18 protein-coding genes are annotated in these 16252 nt (G+C 67.4%); 9 read left to right on the top strand and 9 right to left on the bottom strand.

Translation table 11 applies throughout. The features are described from left to right. Positions 1–139 precede the first annotated feature (139 nt). From recO to ROV93_RS09120, 7 genes are all read right to left on the bottom strand, one after another. The gene (gene recO / locus ROV93_RS09090) at positions 140–859 is read right to left on the bottom strand and encodes a DNA repair protein RecO (protein ID WP_049447075.1); all 720 of its coding nucleotides are present in this window, start codon (positions 857–859) and stop codon (positions 140–142) included. 18 nt (positions 860–877) lie between these two features. Next, positions 878–1774, bottom strand: a complete 897-nt coding sequence (era, locus tag ROV93_RS09095) for a GTPase Era (protein WP_005410599.1) — start codon at positions 1772–1774, stop codon at positions 878–880. Then, positions 1771–2451: a ribonuclease III gene (gene rnc / locus ROV93_RS09100; protein ID WP_005418230.1), complete on the bottom strand. Its 681-nt coding sequence runs from the start codon at positions 2449–2451 to the stop codon at positions 1771–1773. Before rnc ends, era begins: the two co-directional genes overlap by 4 nt. Then, complete coding sequence (locus tag ROV93_RS09105) at positions 2441–2824, bottom strand: DUF4845 domain-containing protein (RefSeq protein ID WP_014038086.1); 384 nt, start codon at positions 2822–2824, stop codon at positions 2441–2443. The genes rnc and ROV93_RS09105 overlap by 11 nt, the downstream gene beginning before the upstream one ends. A 37-nt stretch (positions 2825–2861) precedes the next feature. Continuing rightward, the gene (gene lepB / locus ROV93_RS09110) at positions 2862–3656 is read right to left on the bottom strand and encodes a signal peptidase I (protein WP_005418234.1); all 795 of its coding nucleotides are present in this window, start codon (positions 3654–3656) and stop codon (positions 2862–2864) included. 54 nt (positions 3657–3710) lie between these two features. After that, positions 3711–5504 carry a translation elongation factor 4 gene (gene lepA / locus ROV93_RS09115; RefSeq protein ID WP_005418237.1) on the bottom strand — a complete coding sequence of 598 codons (1794 nt, stop codon included), beginning with the start codon at positions 5502–5504 and terminating at the stop codon, positions 3711–3713. 174 nt (positions 5505–5678) lie between these two features. Next, positions 5679–6110, bottom strand: a complete 432-nt coding sequence (locus tag ROV93_RS09120) for a YkgJ family cysteine cluster protein (protein WP_005407630.1) — start codon at positions 6108–6110, stop codon at positions 5679–5681. 104 nt (positions 6111–6214) lie between these two features. On the opposite strand from ROV93_RS09120, the gene oleC reads away from it, so the two are divergent. The 3 genes from oleC (at position 6215) to ROV93_RS09135 (ending at position 9099) form a co-directional block, all read left to right on the top strand. Then, positions 6215–7873 (top strand): olefin beta-lactone synthetase, encoded by a 1659-nt coding sequence (oleC, locus tag ROV93_RS09125; protein WP_072167324.1) that lies wholly within the window; start codon positions 6215–6217, stop codon positions 7871–7873. Further along, entirely contained in the window at positions 7870–8862 is a 993-nt protein-coding gene (oleD, locus tag ROV93_RS09130) for a 2-alkyl-3-oxoalkanoate reductase (protein WP_072167323.1), read from the top strand. Before oleC ends, oleD begins: the two co-directional genes overlap by 4 nt. 81 nt (positions 8863–8943) lie before the next feature. Continuing rightward, positions 8944–9099 (top strand): DUF1328 domain-containing protein, encoded by a 156-nt coding sequence (locus tag ROV93_RS09135; protein ID WP_005407633.1) that lies wholly within the window; start codon positions 8944–8946, stop codon positions 9097–9099. 76 nt (positions 9100–9175) lie between these two features. Here ROV93_RS09135 and ddlA read toward each other — a convergent pair whose 3' ends face one another. Next, the gene (gene ddlA / locus ROV93_RS09140) at positions 9176–10270 is read right to left on the bottom strand and encodes a D-alanine--D-alanine ligase (protein WP_072167430.1); all 1095 of its coding nucleotides are present in this window, start codon (positions 10268–10270) and stop codon (positions 9176–9178) included. Positions 10271–10661: 391 nt separating this feature from the next. On the opposite strand from ddlA, the gene ROV93_RS09145 reads away from it, so the two are divergent. The 4 genes from ROV93_RS09145 to ROV93_RS09160 all read left to right on the top strand — a co-directional run bounded on the left by ROV93_RS09145 (position 10662) and on the right by ROV93_RS09160 (position 14362). Continuing rightward, positions 10662–11297: an SCP2 sterol-binding domain-containing protein gene (locus ROV93_RS09145; protein WP_005420772.1), complete on the top strand. Its 636-nt coding sequence runs from the start codon at positions 10662–10664 to the stop codon at positions 11295–11297. Next, a complete protein-coding gene (ubiB, locus tag ROV93_RS09150; RefSeq protein ID WP_061479344.1) occupies positions 11294–12949 on the top strand; it encodes a ubiquinone biosynthesis regulatory protein kinase UbiB in 1656 nt (551 codons plus the stop codon). The genes ROV93_RS09145 and ubiB overlap by 4 nt, the downstream gene beginning before the upstream one ends. A 32-nt stretch (positions 12950–12981) precedes the next feature. After that, a complete protein-coding gene (locus ROV93_RS09155; RefSeq protein ID WP_072167429.1) occupies positions 12982–13533 on the top strand; it encodes an O-methyltransferase in 552 nt (183 codons plus the stop codon). An 85-nt stretch (positions 13534–13618) separates the two neighbouring features. After that, on the top strand, positions 13619–14362 hold the full coding sequence (locus ROV93_RS09160) for a pseudouridine synthase (protein WP_180890595.1): 744 nt from the start codon (positions 13619–13621) through the stop codon (positions 14360–14362). 75 nt (positions 14363–14437) lie between these two features. Here the strand turns inward: ROV93_RS09160 and ROV93_RS09165 are convergent, their stop codons facing one another. Beyond that, a complete protein-coding gene (locus ROV93_RS09165) occupies positions 14438–14971 on the bottom strand; it encodes a DUF2059 domain-containing protein (protein WP_005420757.1) in 534 nt (177 codons plus the stop codon). Between the two features lie 133 nt (positions 14972–15104). On the opposite strand from ROV93_RS09165, the gene arfB reads away from it, so the two are divergent. Together arfB and ROV93_RS09175 are read left to right on the top strand one after the other, a co-directional pair. Next, positions 15105–15536: an alternative ribosome rescue aminoacyl-tRNA hydrolase ArfB gene (gene arfB, locus ROV93_RS09170; RefSeq protein ID WP_005420755.1), complete on the top strand. Its 432-nt coding sequence runs from the start codon at positions 15105–15107 to the stop codon at positions 15534–15536. A 4-nt stretch (positions 15537–15540) separates the two neighbouring features. Then, positions 15541–16143, top strand: coding sequence for a lysophospholipid acyltransferase family protein (locus ROV93_RS09175; protein ID WP_049413619.1), 603 nt, complete (start codon positions 15541–15543; stop codon positions 16141–16143). The last annotated feature ends 109 nt before the right edge of the window (positions 16144–16252 follow it).

The raw sequence follows: 16252 nt of genomic DNA on the forward strand, positions 1-16252 counted from the left end.
GGGCCCCGGAGGGGTACTTGCAGCGCCCCCCCTCAACCGGACCCACCCCGCCATCCGACGGAATGCACGCTGTTGCTGTTGCTGTTGCTGTTGCTTTGGCCTCGGCAGGTGCAGGGCTGCAAGCCCTGCCGAACACCCCTTAACGCCTGGGCGCCAGCTGCTCGAGCATTTCCCAGGACTTCAGCCCGCGCGGCCCCAGGTGATGGGCCAGCACCCGCCGCATCGGCAGGCGCAGGCTAGCCAGATCGGCGGCATCCGGCTCTTCGTCAGCCGCCAGCGCCAACAGCGCCGACCCGGTGGCGGCTGCCCGGCGCTCCCCGCCGCGCTCGCTCAACAGGCGCTGCGCACCCTCCTGCGGGTCCAGTTCGTACCGCGCCGCCGGGTCGATCGGCTGGCCATCGCTGGCGCTGTCCAGCTCGAAACCCAGGCCCAGCGCAGACAGCAGCTCGCGTTCGAAACGGCGCAGGGTCCAGGCCAGGCCAGCGCCCACCGCCAGCCGCGCACGCGCCTCGCCGTAGGCGAGGTACAGCTCCGGCAGCGGGTCCTGGCGCGGGGCCAGGCGCAGGGTCAGTTCGCTCAGGTAGAAACCGGCCAGCATCGCCTGCCCGACCAGGCGAGGCGCCGCATCCAGCGCCTCGGCGCCACGCAGCTGGGCCAGTTCCCCCCGCTGCTGGGCACTGAAGCGGATCCACTGCAACGGCTGCAGGGCGGCGCGCAGCACCTGGCCCTTGGCAGTGGACACGCCACGCGCAAGCAGGCCGATACGGCCATGCTGCGCGCTCAACACTTCGACCAGCAGGCTGGTCTCGCGGTAGGCCCGTGCGTGCAGCACGAAGCCGGTGTCGTCCTCGATCATCATCGAAGCGACTACAACGCCTTACTCGTAACCGAAGGCCTTCAGCGCGGCCTCGTCGTCGGACCAGCCTTCACGCACGCGCACCCAGGTTTCCAGGAACACCTTGGCCCCGAACAGACGCTCCATCTGCAGGCGGGACTTGGCGCCGATCTCCTTCAGGCGGGCGCCGCCCTTGCCGATCACGATGGCCTTCTGGCCTTCACGCTCGACCCAGATCACCGCACCGATGCGCAGCAGGTTGCCGTCCTCGGTGAAGCGTTCGATCTCGACAGTGGTGGCGTAGGGCAGTTCCTCGCCGAGCTGGCGCATCAGCTGCTCGCGCACCAGTTCACCGGCCAGGAAACGCTGGCTGCGGTCGGTGATCTCATCCTCGCCGAACATCGGCGGGGCTTCCGGCAGCAGCTTCAGCACGTCGCGCACCAGCGCTTCCAGGCCGTTGCGCTTCTGCGCGGAGATCGGATGCACGGCGGCGAAGTCGCGACCCTCGGTCACCTGCTGCAGGAACGGCAGCAACGCGCCCTTTTCCTTCAGGCGATCGATCTTGTTGACCACCAGCACCACCGGGATGCCGGCGTCGCGCAGCACGTTGAACGCCAGGCTGTCCTCTTCATCCCAGCGACCGGCTTCGATCACCAGCAGGCCGGCATCGACGCCTTCCAGCGAGCCACGCGCGGCGCGATTCATCACCCGATTCATCGCCCGCTTCTGCACCTTGTGCAGGCCGGGGGTGTCGACCAGCACCAGCTGGCCCTCCGGATAGGTGGCGATGCCCAGCAGGCGATGACGCGTGGTCTGCGGACGGTTGGAGACGATGCTGACCTTGGCGCCGACCAGGGCATTGGTCAGGGTCGACTTGCCCACGTTCGGGCGGCCGATGACGGCCACGCTGCCGCAATGATGGGGAGTTTGTTCGCTCACTTGGAATCCAGTTGTTCTAGGACGGCCGCAGCCGCCTGTTGTTCGGCAAGCCGCCGCGAGGCGCCTTCGCCCTCGGTGCTGGCGGCCGGGTCGGCTACGTTGCAGCGTACCCGGAAGTGCTTGGCGTGGTCGTCACCGGATTCTGACACCAGTTCATACTGCGGCAACGCCTTCTGTCGGGCCTGCAGCCATTCCTGCAGGCGGGTCTTGGGGTCCTTCTCGGGTCGGCCAGAGGCCGGCAGTGCCTCGATCGAAGCGCTGAACCAGGGCAGGACCACTGCCCGGCAGGCCTCGAAACCGGCATCCAGGTAGATCGCAGCCACCACGGCTTCCACCGCGTCGGCCAGGATCGAATCACGACGGTGGCCACCGGACTTCATTTCGCCCGGGCCCAGGATCAGCCGCTCGCCCAGTTCCAGGCTACGTCCAATCACCGCCAGCGCGCCCTCACGCACCAGTTCGGCGCGGGCACGGGTCATCGCGCCCTCGTCAGCCTTGGGCCAGCGTCGGTACAGCGCCTCGGCCGCCATCATGTTGACGATGCTGTCGCCCAGGAATTCCAGGCGCTCGTTGTGTGGCGCACCGGCACTGCGATGCGTCAGCGCCTGCTTCAGCAGCGCCGGGTCGCGGAAGGGATGACCGATCAGGTCACCACGTTGGAAAGGTTTATTCGGCACCGCTTCGAGTCAGGTCCTGGGATGAATCGAATTTGCCAACCACGTCCAGGTTGCCGACCAACGGACGGCGCACTTCGTAGTTGACCTTGAGGGTCCAGCCATTGTCGCGACGGTCGAACTTCACGTTGGCCGGCTTCACGTTTTCCGAGTAATTGATGTACAGGCGCTTGAAGAACAGATCCTGGATCCGGGCCGGCTCCATGCTGCCCACGCCCGGCTCCTTGGCCAGGCTCTTCATCGCCGAGCGCACCGCGTAATACTCCTGGTACATCGGGAACAGCTTCATGCCGATGTAAAGGAAGAAACCCACCACGATCAGGACCGCCAGGAACGAGGTCAGGGTCATGCCACGCTGCGTGTTCATCGTCTTCATTGCGTTCTCCCCAGATACGCGTTGGATGTGAAGGTACTCAGTTGATGCTCGAGCCGATCCGCGACGGCTCGAAGCCATCCTTGCAGAACCAGCCCTGGCAGTTCAGCCAGATCAGGAAGGCCTTGCCGCGCAGGTTTTCTTCCGGCAGCAGGCCCCAGAAGCGGCCATCGTCGCTGTTGTCACGATTGTCGCCCATCACCAGGTACTTGCCGGCCGGTACGGTCCACTGGCCCTGGCCACGCGGATAGTCGGTCTCCAGCACGGTATGGGTACGGCCCGGCAGGTGCTCGACCAGCAGGTTGGCGCCCTCGCCCTGGCCCTTGTGGCCGGCATAGATGCCCTTGTTGTCGTACTTCAGCGGTTCGCCATTGAGGATCACGCCGTCGCCTTCGAAGACCACGGTGTCACCCGGCACGCCGATCACGCGCTTGATGAAGTTCTCGCCCTTGGCCGGGTCGTTGTCGCTGTGGCCGGGGAAGTGGAACACCACCACGTCGCCGCGCGACGGCTCGCCGAAGGGGACGATCTTGGTGTTGCTGATCGGCAGGCGCAGGCCGTAGGAAAATTTGTTGACCAGGATGAAATCGCCGATCAGCAGGTTCGGCATCATCGAGCTGGACGGGATCTTGTACGGCTCGGCGATGAAACTGCGCACGATCAGCACGATCGCCAGCACCGGGAAGAATGCACGCGAGTAGTCCACCAGCACCGGCTCGGTGTCGAGCAGGCCCGCGCGCTGGGCGCGGCGCTTGGCGAGGTACAGCTTGTCGGCGAGCAGGATCAGGCCCGAGGCCAGGGTCAGCACGACCAGGAGGATCTCAAACAGTTTCATTCAGGGTCCTTTGCAACGTCACCAGACGACCGGCCCCGCGAGGCCGGTGCGGGCTTACTTGTTGTCCATCTGCAGCACGGCCAGGAACGCTTCCTGCGGGATCTCCACGCGGCCGACCTGCTTCATGCGCTTCTTGCCTTCCTTCTGCTTTTCCAGAAGCTTCTTCTTGCGCGAGACGTCGCCACCATAGCACTTGGCCAGCACGTTCTTGCGCATCGCCTTGACCGTGGTGCGGGCGATGATCTGCGAGCCGACGGCGGCCTGGATGGCCACGTCGAACATCTGCCGGGGGATCAGGTCCTTCATCTTCTCGCACAGCTCGCGGCCACGGCGGTCGGCGTGGCTGCGGTGCACGATCAGCGACAGTGCGTCGACCTTGTCACCGTTGATCAGCACGTCGACGCGCACGAACGGGCCGGCGTCGAAGCGCACGAAGTGGTAGTCCAGCGAGGCATAGCCACGGCTGACCGACTTGAGCTTGTCGAAGAAGTCCAGCACCACCTCGGCCATCGGCAGCTCGTAGCTGATCTGCACCTGGCTGCCCAGGTAGTTGATGCCGATCTGGCTGCCGCGCTTTTCTTCGCACAGCTTGATGATGTTGCCGATGTATTCCTCGGGAGTGAGCACATTGGCGCGGATGATCGGCTCGCGGATCTCCTCGACCTGGTTCACCGGCGGCAGCTTGGCCGGGTTGTCCATGTTGATGACCGAGCCGTCGGTCTTCAGGACCTCATACACCACCGTCGGCGCGGTGCTGATCAGGTCCAGGTTGTATTCGCGTTCCAGGCGCTCCTGCACGATCTCCATGTGCAGCATGCCCAGGAAGCCACAGCGGAAGCCGAAGCCCATCGCTTCGGAGCTTTCCGGCTCAAAACGCAGCGCGGCATCGTTCAGGCGCAGCTTGTCCAGCGCTTCGCGCAGGTCCGGGTAGTCCTCGGCATCGACCGGGAACAGGCCGGCGAACACGCGCGGCTGCATTTCCTGGAAGCCCGGCAGCGGCTTCGGCGCCGGATCGCCGGCCAGGGTGAGGGTGTCGCCGACCGGCGCACCATGCACGTCCTTGATGCTGGCGGTGACCCAGCCCACTTCACCGGCACGCAGCGCCGGCAGCACCTTGCGCTTGGGAGTGAACACGCCGACGTTGTCGACCTGGTGGTTGCGGCCGGTCGACATCACCTGCAGCTTGTCACCGGCCTTGATCTCGCCCTGCATCACGCGCACCAGCGAGACCACGCCCAGGTAGTTGTCGAACCACGAGTCGATGATCAGCGCCTGCAGCTTGTCGGTGTCGCGCGGCACCGGCGGCGGGATGCGATGGACGATCGCCTCCAGCACGTCCTGCACGTTGAGGCCGGTCTTGGCACTGACCGGCACGGCGTCGGAGGCGTCGATGCCGATCACGGCCTCGATCTCGGCCTTGGCGCGCTCGATGTCGGCGGTGGGCAGGTCGATCTTGTTGATCACCGGCACCACTTCCAGGCCCTGCTCCACTGCGGTATAGCAGTTGGCCACCGACTGCGCTTCCACGCCCTGCGCCGCGTCGACCACCAGCAGCGCGCCTTCGCAGGCGGCCAGCGAGCGGCTGACTTCATAGGAGAAGTCGACGTGGCCGGGGGTGTCGATGAAGTTCAGGTGATAGGTCTGCCCGTCCTTGGCCAGGTACGGCAGTGACACCGATTGCGCCTTGATCGTGATGCCACGCTCGCGCTCGATGGGATTGGAGTCGAGCACCTGCGCTTCCATCTCGCGGGCCTGCAGGCCACCACAGAGCTGGATGATGCGGTCGGCCAGCGTGGACTTGCCGTGGTCGACATGGGCGATGATGGAGAAGTTGCGGATGTTCCGCATCGAATCAGAAGACATAGGTGGCGGCGGCGCGCGGCGTCGTCAGGGTAACGGTCGATTATCGCATGCCCGGCGCCCGGCCGCGAAAACTGCCTCATCGGGCCGGGGCCAGAACGGCCCCCGCCCCCCCCGGGGGGGGGGGGGGGGGGCCCCCCGCGGGGGGCCCCCCACACCGGATTACGCGGCGACCGGTGCCTGCGGCGGCGAGGACGGGCTGTTGCCGTTGTCGTCCGGGTGATCGTCGTCATTGTCGGCGTCATCGCGCCAGCGCCAGTCGGCCGGCGTCAGCGGATCCAGGCCATAGGCAATGCGCGCCTTGTCGCACTGCGGGCTGGCCTTGCCGTATTCCCACGATGCATCCACCTCACGGCACACGCTGGGCCGGTTGGGGTGGATGGTGCAGCGTGAATACACGCCGATCTGCGCATCCAGCGCGACGCAGCGCACCGGCTTGGAATGGGTGCCGCGCATGCACAGGCGGTGCGGATCCAGCACCTCGGTGAGCTGATGCGGCACGCCGCCGGGGGTGACCTCGTCCGATTCCATCCAGTGGAAGGCCACGCGGTACTGGGTGCAGCAGGCGCCGCAGGTCATGCAGGGATGTTGCATGGGCAAGCCGCCTCGGGCGGCAGTCGGAATCAGGAACGAGGGAGCGGATTTTCCACGAAGTGGGCCGCCGCGCAAGAAATTCCGTAAGCGGCGACAATGAACGGATGAACCGACCCTGCAATATCGCCGCACGGCTGCCTGAACTGGCGCGTGAACGCCCCGACCAGATCGCCATCCGCTGCCCCGGCCGCCGCGGCGCCGGCAACGGCATGGCCGCCTACGATGTCACCCTCGATTACCGTCAGCTGGACGCCCGCAGTGATGCCATGGCCGCCGGCCTGGCCGGCTACGGGATCGGCCGTGGCGTGCGCACGGTGGTGATGGTGCGGCCTTCTCCGGAGTTCTTCCTGCTGATGTTCGCGCTGTTCAAGCTGGGCGCAGTGCCGGTGCTGGTCGATCCGGGCATCGACCGGCGCGCGCTGAAGCAGTGCCTGGACGAGGCGCAGCCGCAGGCCTTCATCGGCATTCCGCTGGCGCATGTGGCGCGGCTGGTGCTGCGCTGGGCGCCGTCGGCCACCCGGCTGGTGACGGTCGGCCGCCGCCTCGGCTGGGGCGGCACCACGCTGGCCGCGCTGGAGCGCGCTGGCGCCAGCGCTGGGCCGATGCTGGCCGACACCGATGGCGAGGACATGGCGGCGATCCTGTTCACCAGCGGCTCCACCGGCGTGCCCAAGGGCGTCGTCTACCGCCACCGCCACTTCGTCGGCCAGATCCAGTTGCTGGGCAGTGCCTTCGGCATGGAAGCGGGTGGGGTGGACCTGCCGACCTTCCCACCGTTCGCGCTGTTCGATCCGGCGTTGGGCCTGACTTCGGTGATCCCGGACATGGACCCGACGCGGCCGGCGCAGGCCGACCCGGGACGCCTGCACGATGCCATCCAGCGCTTCGGCGTGACCCAGCTGTTCGGCTCGCCAGCGCTGATGCGGGTGCTGGCCCGGTACGGGCGGCCACTGCCGACGGTGACCCGGGTGACCTCGGCCGGGGCACCGGTGCCGCCGGACGTGGTCGCCACCATCCGCAGCCTGCTGCCGGCCGATGCGCAGTTCTGGACCCCCTATGGCGCCACCGAGTGCCTGCCGGTGGCGGTGGTCGAAGGCCGCGAACTGGAGCGCACCCGTGCGGCGACCGAGGCCGGTGCCGGCACCTGCGTGGGCAACGTGGTGGCCCCCAACGAGGTGCGCATCATCGCCATCGACGACGCACCGCTGCCGGACTGGTCACAGGCGCGGGTGCTGGGGGTGGGGGAAGTGGGGGAAATCACCGTGGCCGGGCCGACCGCCACCGACAGCTACTTCAACCGCCCGCAGGCCACTGCGGCGGCGAAGATCCGCGAGACGCTGGCCGATGGCAGCACCCGCGTGGTGCATCGCATGGGCGACGTCGGTTATTTCGATGTGCAGGGCCGCCTGTGGTTCTGCGGGCGCAAGACCCAGCGCGTGGAAACCGCGCACGGGCCGCTGTACACCGAGCAGGTCGAGCCGGTGTTCAACACCGTGGCCGGCGTGGCGCGCACGGCACTGGTCGGCGTCGGCGCCGCCGGCGCGCAGGTGCCGGTGCTGTGCGTGGAACTGCAGCGCGGCCGGTCCGACAGCCCGGCGCTGCAGGAAGCGCTGCGTGCGCACGCGGCCGCCCGCCTGCCAGAGGCCGGCCTGCAGCACTTCCTGGTGCATCCGGCGTTCCCCGTCGATATCCGTCACAACGCCAAGATCGGCCGCGAAAAGCTCGCCGTCTGGGCCAGCGCCGAACTGGAGAAGCGCGCATGAAGATCCTGGTCACCGGTGGCGGTGGTTTCCTTGGGCAGGCGCTGTGCCGCGGGCTGGTCGAGCGTGGCCACCAGGTGCTGGCGTTCAACCGCAGTCATTACCCGGAACTGCAGGCGATGGGCGTGGGCCAGATCCGCGGTGATCTGGCCGATGCGCAGGCGGTGCTGCATGCGGTGGCCGGCGTCGATGCGGTGTTCCACAACGGCGCCAAGGCCGGCGCATGGGGCAGCTATGACAGCTACCACCAGGCCAACGTGGTCGGCACCGACAACGTCCTCGCGGCCTGCCGCGTGCATGGCATCAACCGGCTGGTCTACACCTCCACGCCCAGCGTGACCCATCGTGCCACGCACCCGGTGGAAGGCCTCGGGGCTGACGAGGTGCCGTACGGCGAAGATTTCCAGGCGCCGTATGCGGCCACCAAGGCAATCGCCGAACAGCGCGTGCTGGCCGCCAACGATGCGTCGCTGGCGACGGTGGCACTGCGCCCGCGGCTGATCTGGGGCCCCGGTGACCAGCAGCTGGTGCCCAGGCTCGCCGAGCGTGCGCGGCAGGGACGCCTGCGCCTGGTCGGCGATGGCAACAACAAGGTCGATACCACCTACATCGACAACGCCGCGCTGGCGCACTTCCTCGCCTTTGACGCCCTGGCACCGGGCGCTGCGTGTGCGGGCAAGGCCTACTTCATCTCCAACGGCGAGCCGTTGCCGATGCGCGAGCTGGTGAACAAGCTGTTGGCTGCGGTGGGTGCGCCATCCGTGGACAAGGCGATCAGCTTCAAGACCGCCTACCGCATCGGCGCCGTCTGCGAGCGGCTGTGGCCGCTGCTGCGCCTGCGCGGCGAGCCGCCGCTGACCCGCTTCCTGGCCGAGCAGCTGTGCACGCCGCACTGGTACAGCATGGAACCGGCGCGCCGTGACTTCGGCTACGTGCCGCAGGTCAGCATCGAAGAAGGGCTGCGCAGGCTGAAGGCTTCATCTGCTGCATAGATCGCCATCACTGGTTGCACACCGCAGGATCGGGAGGATGGACCCACGCCATCCAAGGCTCGACCACCCGCGAGGAGCGCCATGCTGCACTATGCCATCATCTTCTTTGTCATCGCCATCATCGCCGCCGTTCTGGGTTTCTCCGGAATTGCCGGCGCCGCAACGAACATCGCCTGGATCCTGTTCGTGGTGTTCCTGATCCTTGCGGTGATCTCGATGTTCCGCAAGCGAGGCTAGCTGGTAGTGCCGGCCGCTGGCAGGTATCGCTTTCCGCAGAGTCGAGCCATGCTCGACTCTGCGGGCGATAACAACGCTATACAGCGCTCTGCAGTTCGCGATCGGCTTCATGGCGCTCCAGCGCCAGCTCGATCAGGCGGGCGATCAGCGTGGTGTAGTCCACGCCGCTGGCACCCCACAGCTTCGGGTACATGCTGATGCGGGTGAAGCCCGGCAGCGTGTTGACCTCGTTGATGGTGATGTCGCCGCCCGCGGTGAGGAACACATCCACGCGCGCCATGCCGGCACACTCCAGCGCCTGGTAGGCCCGCAGCGCGATCTGCTGGATCCGCGCCTGGGTTGCAGCATCGATATCCGCGGGTACCACCACTTCGGCACCATCGGCGTTGATGTACTTGGTGTCGTAGGCGTAGAACTCGTCGTGCACCACCACTTCACCGCACAGGCTGGCCTGCGGATGTTCGTTGCCCAGCACCGCGCACTCGATCTCGCGGCCGATCACCGCCGATTCCACCAGCACTTTGTGGTCGTAGCGCAGCGCCAATGCCAGCGCTCCGGCAAAGCCCGCCGCATCCTTGACCTTGCTCACGCCTACCGATGAGCCTTGGTTGGCCGGCTTCACGAACAGCGGCAGGCCAAGCCGGGCGATCACCGCATCGACATCCACTTCCGCCACCTGGTGGCGGCGGATGCACAGCCACGGCGCCACCTGCAGCCCGGCGTCGCGCAGCAGGCGCTTGGTCACGTCCTTGTCCATCGCCGCTGCCGAGCCCAGTACCGGCGAACCGACGAAGGGCAGGTTGGCCATGCGCAGCAGGCCCTGCAGCGCGCCGTCCTCGCCCAGCGGCCCGTGCACGATCGGCAGCACCACATCGACCTGGCCGAGCGCGTAGGCCGCATCGCACGGCTGCAGCTGCCCCTGCTCGGCGCCCGGGCGCACCACCAGCGACGTGCCGGAGCGATGCAGCGCGATGCGCGAGGGATCTTCGGCATTGATCAGGAACGTCTCCGGCTGGCTCAGGTGCCACTGCCCCTGCTTGTCGATGCCGACCAGCACCGGCTCGAAGCGCTCGCGATCGAGCGCATCGAGGATGTTCTTCGCCGACTGCAGTGAAACTTCGTGCTCGGAAGACTTGCCCCCGAAGATGATGCCGACCCGGGTCCGTGCCATGGGGAATGCGATGTCCTGTGCGTTGCGTGGCCTCATAGCATGAACCTTCATCAGCCCTCCGCGTGAGGCACAGATGAACCGGATATCCATCCACGCATGGCGTGGATCTGCCGTGTCGACCAAGGTCGACACCCACCAACAGCAACACAGAACGCCGTCCCGACAGATCGCAGCAAGCTGTCGAAGGCGGGGTGGGTCCGGTTGCGGGGGCGTGAGCGCCATGGATGGCGCGACCGAGCTTACATGGACGTACTTGCAGCGTCCCCCGCAACCGGACCCACCCCGCCATCCCACGGATAGCCAGCTTTTGATGTTGCCCTGGCTGTTGCATCTGCGGGTGCCGGGCGGCAGCCCGGCCCAAGCCCCCCACCCACGCAGGTAGAATGCGCCCATGGCTCTTTCCCTGCTCAAGTCCCTCAAGCCGGTCGCTGGCCGCGCCCTGCAGATCGCCCTGAACCGCGCGCTGGCGCTGGATCCGGATACCCGCCATGCCCTGGCCAGCCTCGATGGCCGGCACATCGACCTGACCCTGGAAGCGCCGTCGCTGGCGATGCGCATCAGCGTCGACGGCGACCAGCTGCGGGTCGGCCCGGTGGATGCGCAGGAAGCCGACCTGGCCGTGCGCAGCAGCCTGGCCGGCGTGCTGGCGCAGCTGCCGCTGCTGGCCAACGCACGGCGCGGCGAGTCCAACAACAAGGGCCGTGTACGCGTGGCCGGTGACGCCGAACTGGCGCGGCGCCTGCAGCAGCTGGCCAAGGGCTTCGACCCGGACTGGCAGCAGCCGTTCGTCAGCGTGTTTGGCGAGGTACTGGGCGTGCAGGTCGCCAACACCCTGCGCAGCGCCCTGCAGCACGCGCGCCAGGGCGCGATCGACCTGGCCCACAGCGCCGCCGAATTCATCACCGAGGAATCGCGCGACGTGGTGCCGCGCGCCGAACTGGATGCCTTCCACGATGATGTGGACGTGCTGCGCGATGACGTCGAGCGTCTTGGCGCGCGGGTGCAGCGCCTGCGGGGTGCCGCATGAAGGCCGTGCTGCGGGCGAGCCGCATCGGCCGGGTGATCCTGCGTTACCGCCTTGACGACCTGCTGCAGGGCACGCCGGCCGAGCGTTGGCTGCGCCTGGCCAAGCCGTTCGTGCCGCGTGCCTCGGCCGACATCGCCGCACAGTCGCGCGGTGCGCGCCTGCGCCTGGCGCTGCAGGACCTCGGCCCGATCTTCGTCAAGTTCGGCCAGATCCTGTCCACCCGCCGCGACCTGGTGCCGCCGGACGTGGCCAACGAACTGACCCTGCTGCAGGACCGGGTCAAGCCGTTCGACGGTGACACCGCGCGTCGCATTGTCGAGGAAGCGCTTGGCTTGCCGGTCAGCGAGGCGTTCGCCAGCTTCGATACCGAACCACTGGCCTCGGCTTCGATCGCGCAGGTGCATGCGGCCACGCTGGCCGATGGCCGCCAGGTGGTGGTCAAGGTGCTGCGCCCGGGCATCGAGAAGCAGATCGATGCCGACATCGCCCTGCTCAACTCGCTGGCCGCGCTGGTCGAGCGTACCCATCCGCGTGCCGACAAGATCCGACCTCGCGAAGTGGTGGCCGAAGTCGAGAACACCCTGGCCGCCGAGCTGGACCTGCAGCGCGAAGGCGCCAATGCCAGCGTGCTGCGCCGCTTCTGGGAGAACAGCGACGACCTGTACGTGCCGGAAGTGATCTGGAGCCATACCGCCGAGCGCGCGCTGACCCTGGAGCGCGTGTGGGGCATCCCGTCCGACGACATCGCTGCGCTCGACAAGGCGGGCATCGACCGCAAAGCACTGGCCGCCAAGGGCGTGCGGGTCTTCTACACCCAGGTGTTCCGCGACAACTTCTTCCATGCCGATGCGCACGCCGGCAACATCTGGGTCGACACCGATCCGGCCCGCCGCGCCAACCCGCGATTCATCGCGCTGGACTTCGGCATCATGGGCCAGCTGTCGCAGGAGGATCAGTACTACCTGGCCGAGAACTTCATGGCCATCTTCAACCGCGACTACCGCCGCATCGCCGAACTGCATGTGCAGGCGCGCTGGATGCCGGACAACGTGCGCATCGATGATCTGGAAGCGGCCGTGCGTTCGGTGTGCGAGCCGTACTTCACCCGTCCGCTGTCGCAGATCTCGCTGGCCGAAGTGCTGATGAAGCTGTTCCGCGTGGCGCAGCGCTACCAGCTGACCCTGCAGCCGCAGCTGATCCTGCTGCAGAAGACCCTGCTGAACATCGAAGGTGTCGGCCGCCAGCTGGATCCGCAGATCGATATCTGGGCGGTGGCCAAGCCGGTGCTGGCGAAGATCCTGCGCGAGCGCTACAGCCCACGCCGGGTCGTGCGCGAGATCGGCAAGCGGTTGCCGGAAATCATGACCCACGCACCGGACATGCCGCGCCTCGTACACGCCTGGCTGACCCAGCAGGTGGAGGGGCGCCACGAGCTGGCGATGCGCTCGCGCGATCTGGTTGCGCTGGATGCCAGCGTGCAGCGCCTGCAGAAGCGCGCGGTCGGCGCGATCACCGGCGTCGGCCTGCTGGCCATCGCCGCGCTGATGTACGTGCTGCAGCCGCCGGGCTGGTACTGGGGCGACCTGCCGATGTGGAGCTGGGTGTCCGGTGCCGTCGGCGCGCTGGCGCTGGCGCGCGCGTGGTGGAGATAGACCCGGTGCTGCAGACGCTGAAGAACGAACTGATGCACTTCGGTGCTGAAAACGACGCGCATGAAACCGAGCGCGCTCGGCGCATGCTCAACATCACGCCGGATACCGGTGAATTCCTGTCGGTGCTGGTGCGTTTCGGCACCGCACGCCGTGTACTGGAAATCGGCACCTCCAATGGCTACTCCACGCTGTGGCTGGCCGAAGCCGCCGCCGCCATCGACGGCCACGTGACCACGCTGGAAGTCGCCGAGGACAAGGTGGCGATGGCGCGATCCACGTTCGCGCGCAGCGGCTTGGCCGCGCACATCACGCTGGTGCATGGCGATGCCGGGCAGTGGTTGGCAGAGGCCGGCGAAGGCTGCATCGACCTGCTGTTCCTCGATTCGGACCGCGGGCAGTACGCCGGCTGGTGGCCGCAGGTGCGCCGCGTGCTGCGGCCAGGGGGCCTGCTGGTGGTGGACAACGCCGCGTCGCACGCGGAAGAGATGAAACCCTTGTGCCTGCTGCTGGATGCCGATCCGGACTTCAGCACCAGCCTGGTGCCGGTGGGCAACGGCGAACTGCTGGCCGTGCGCAACGGCTGACCGCCGCGCCACACACCCGGGGTCAGATCCCTTTTCCGCAGGAAAAGGGATCTGACCCCGATCAGGGCGCCCGTATAATCCCGCGGTGAGTACCGAACCTGACACCCTCGCCGCGGTCGAGACTGAAACCGCGCCCCTGCAGCTGCTGCACCTGGATGAGCGCCTGGCCGTGGTCAACAAGCCTGCCGGGCTGATGGTCCACGACAGCAAGCTGGCCCGTGGCGAAGATGATTTCCTGGCCGACCGCCTGCGTGAGCAGCTGGGGCGGCCGATCTTCCTCGTGCACCGCCTGGACCGGGCCACCAGTGGCTGCCTGCTGCTGGCCTTCGGCCGCGAAACCGCCAGTTCGCTGGGCAAGGCACTGATGGGTGGCGAAGTGGCCAAGGACTACCTGACGGTCTGCCGAGGCTGGCCGGCCGAGCTGTCCTGGCGGGTGGACCATGATTTGGATGGCGGGCCGGGCAAGCCGGTGAAGAAGCCGGCGATCACCGATTTCCAGCGCCTGGCCACTGGCGAGCTGTCGGTGCCGGTGGGCGAATTCAGCAGCTCGCGCTACGCGCTGCTGCGCTGCCAGCCGCAGACCGGGCGCTTCCGGCAGATCCGCCGTCACCTCAAGCACCTCTCGCATCACATGATCGGCGATACCAGCCACGGCGATGGGCGCCATAACCGCATCTTCCGCATGCAGGGCGTGCACCGCATGCTGCTGCACGCCGAGCGCCTGCGTTTTCCGCATCCGGAGGGCGGCAACGTGGATGTCAGTGCGCCGCTGGACCGCCAGTTCCAGAAGGCACTGGACCTGTTCGGCTGGCAGGTGGACGCAGTTTGACGGTAGTGCCGGCCGCTGGCCGGCAGCTGCGTGATTCCAGGTGTACTGGGGAGCCGGCCAGCGGCCGGCACTACCTCATTCTCGTTTCTTTTCCGGCTCGTTGACGATCGCTTCCAGGTCTTTCTGCAGGTCCGCAAACAGCGGCTGCATGCGCGCCTGGATGGCCACCATCACGTTCTGCATCAGTGCCGGGGTCTTGTCCAGCAGGCTCTGGCCTGCCGCGCTCTCGTAGAACTCGGCCATCGCCAGCACGTCTTCCTTGCTGAACGTCTTCTTGTACAGGTCCACGTACATCGGCCGCAGCTGCTGCCACGACATGGCCTGGCGCAGGGTCTGGCTGGTCCGCGCCTGGATCCGCTTCAGCTGTTCCTGCTGCTGGGCGGTGAGCTGGCGCTGCGCGGCCACCTGCTGGAACTGCTGCTGCTGCATGGCTTCGATCTGCGGCACCATGGTGTCGATCATGCTCTGCGCGCGCGAGGCCGACAGCAGGCGGTTGATGTCGCCGTCGGTCGGCGGGGCGGCCAGTGCCGGGACGCTGGCCGTGGCCAGTGCCAGCAGCAGGGCGGCGCGGCGCAGCAGGGACGGCAGGGCGGGTGCGAAGCGGGTCATGCGGGCTTCCTGCGGTACGTGGGACCGCCAGCATACCTGCAGCCCAGGCGAAGGCGGCGTGTTCGGCGCCTGATCGGCGGCATACGGGGCGCGATGGCGCACTCCACCACGTGCCTGCCGCTACAATGCGCGGATGGGCAGTGGACCGGTCACCATCAGCGCGCAGCTTGAAATCCCCGACGGCGAGATCGTCGAGCGGTTCGTGCGCGCCAGTGGCGCCGGCGGCCAGAACGTCAACAAGGTGTCCACTGCGGTGGAACTGCGTTTCGACGTGGCCAACTCGCCCTCGTTGCCCGAACCGTTGCGCGCGCGGCTGTTGGCGCGGCGTGACCGGCGCATGACCGGCGAAGGCGTGCTGGTCATCGACGCGCAACGTTTCCGCACCCAGGATCGCAATCGCGAGGATGCGCGCGAGCGGCTGGCGGCCTTCATCCAGGCCGGGCTGAGCGTGCCCAAACCGCGCAAGGCCACCAAGCCGACCCTCGGGTCGAAACTGCGTCGTCTGGACGCCAAACGCGGGCGCGCGCAGATCAAGCGCGGGCGCTCATCACGTGACTGGGAGTGATTGCTTGAACAACCCGACTTCGTTGCTGCCGGCCGTCCCGCCGCAGATGCCGCAGGTCAAACCCAACGCCTTCCTGCGCTGGCTGGCGCGCTGCACCCTGCGCATGGGGGGCTGGAAGGTGACCGGCACCCTGCCTGACATCCCCAGGCTGGTCTTCATCATCGCCCCGCATTCGTCCAACTGGGACGGGCTGTGGGGCATGGCGGCGAAGATCGCGCTCGGCATGAAGGTGAAGGTGCTGGGCAAGGCGTCGCTGTTCTGGTGGCCGCTGGGCCCGTTGCTGCACCGGCTGGGCGTGATTCCGCTCGATCGCAGCTCGCCACAGGGCACGGTGGGCCAGGCGGTGGACCTGCTGCGCAACAACGAGAAGATGTGGTTCGCCATCACCCCCGAGGGCACCCGCAAGGCGGTGAAGGACTGGAAGGCCGGCTTCCTGAAGATCGCCCGGATGGCCGACGTGCCGATCCTGACTGCGTATTTCCACTATCCGGAAAAGACCATCGGCATCGGTCCGTTGTTCACCCCGAGCGGCGACGATGTGGCCGACATGGCTGCCATCCGCGAGTTCTACCGGCCCTGGATCGGCAAGACCCGCGGCACGGTCTGAGCCGGCCGCAGGGCGCCGCATAGACGCCACGTCCGGCACATGCCGGGCGAGCGCGACAGGAGTAGGGTGGAGGACTGGTATCCATACCGTCTGCCCAAGGAGCGTTTTT

Source organism: Stenotrophomonas maltophilia group sp. msm4, assembly GCF_032025605.1.
Taxonomy (GTDB): domain Bacteria; phylum Pseudomonadota; class Gammaproteobacteria; order Xanthomonadales; family Xanthomonadaceae; genus Stenotrophomonas; species Stenotrophomonas sepilia.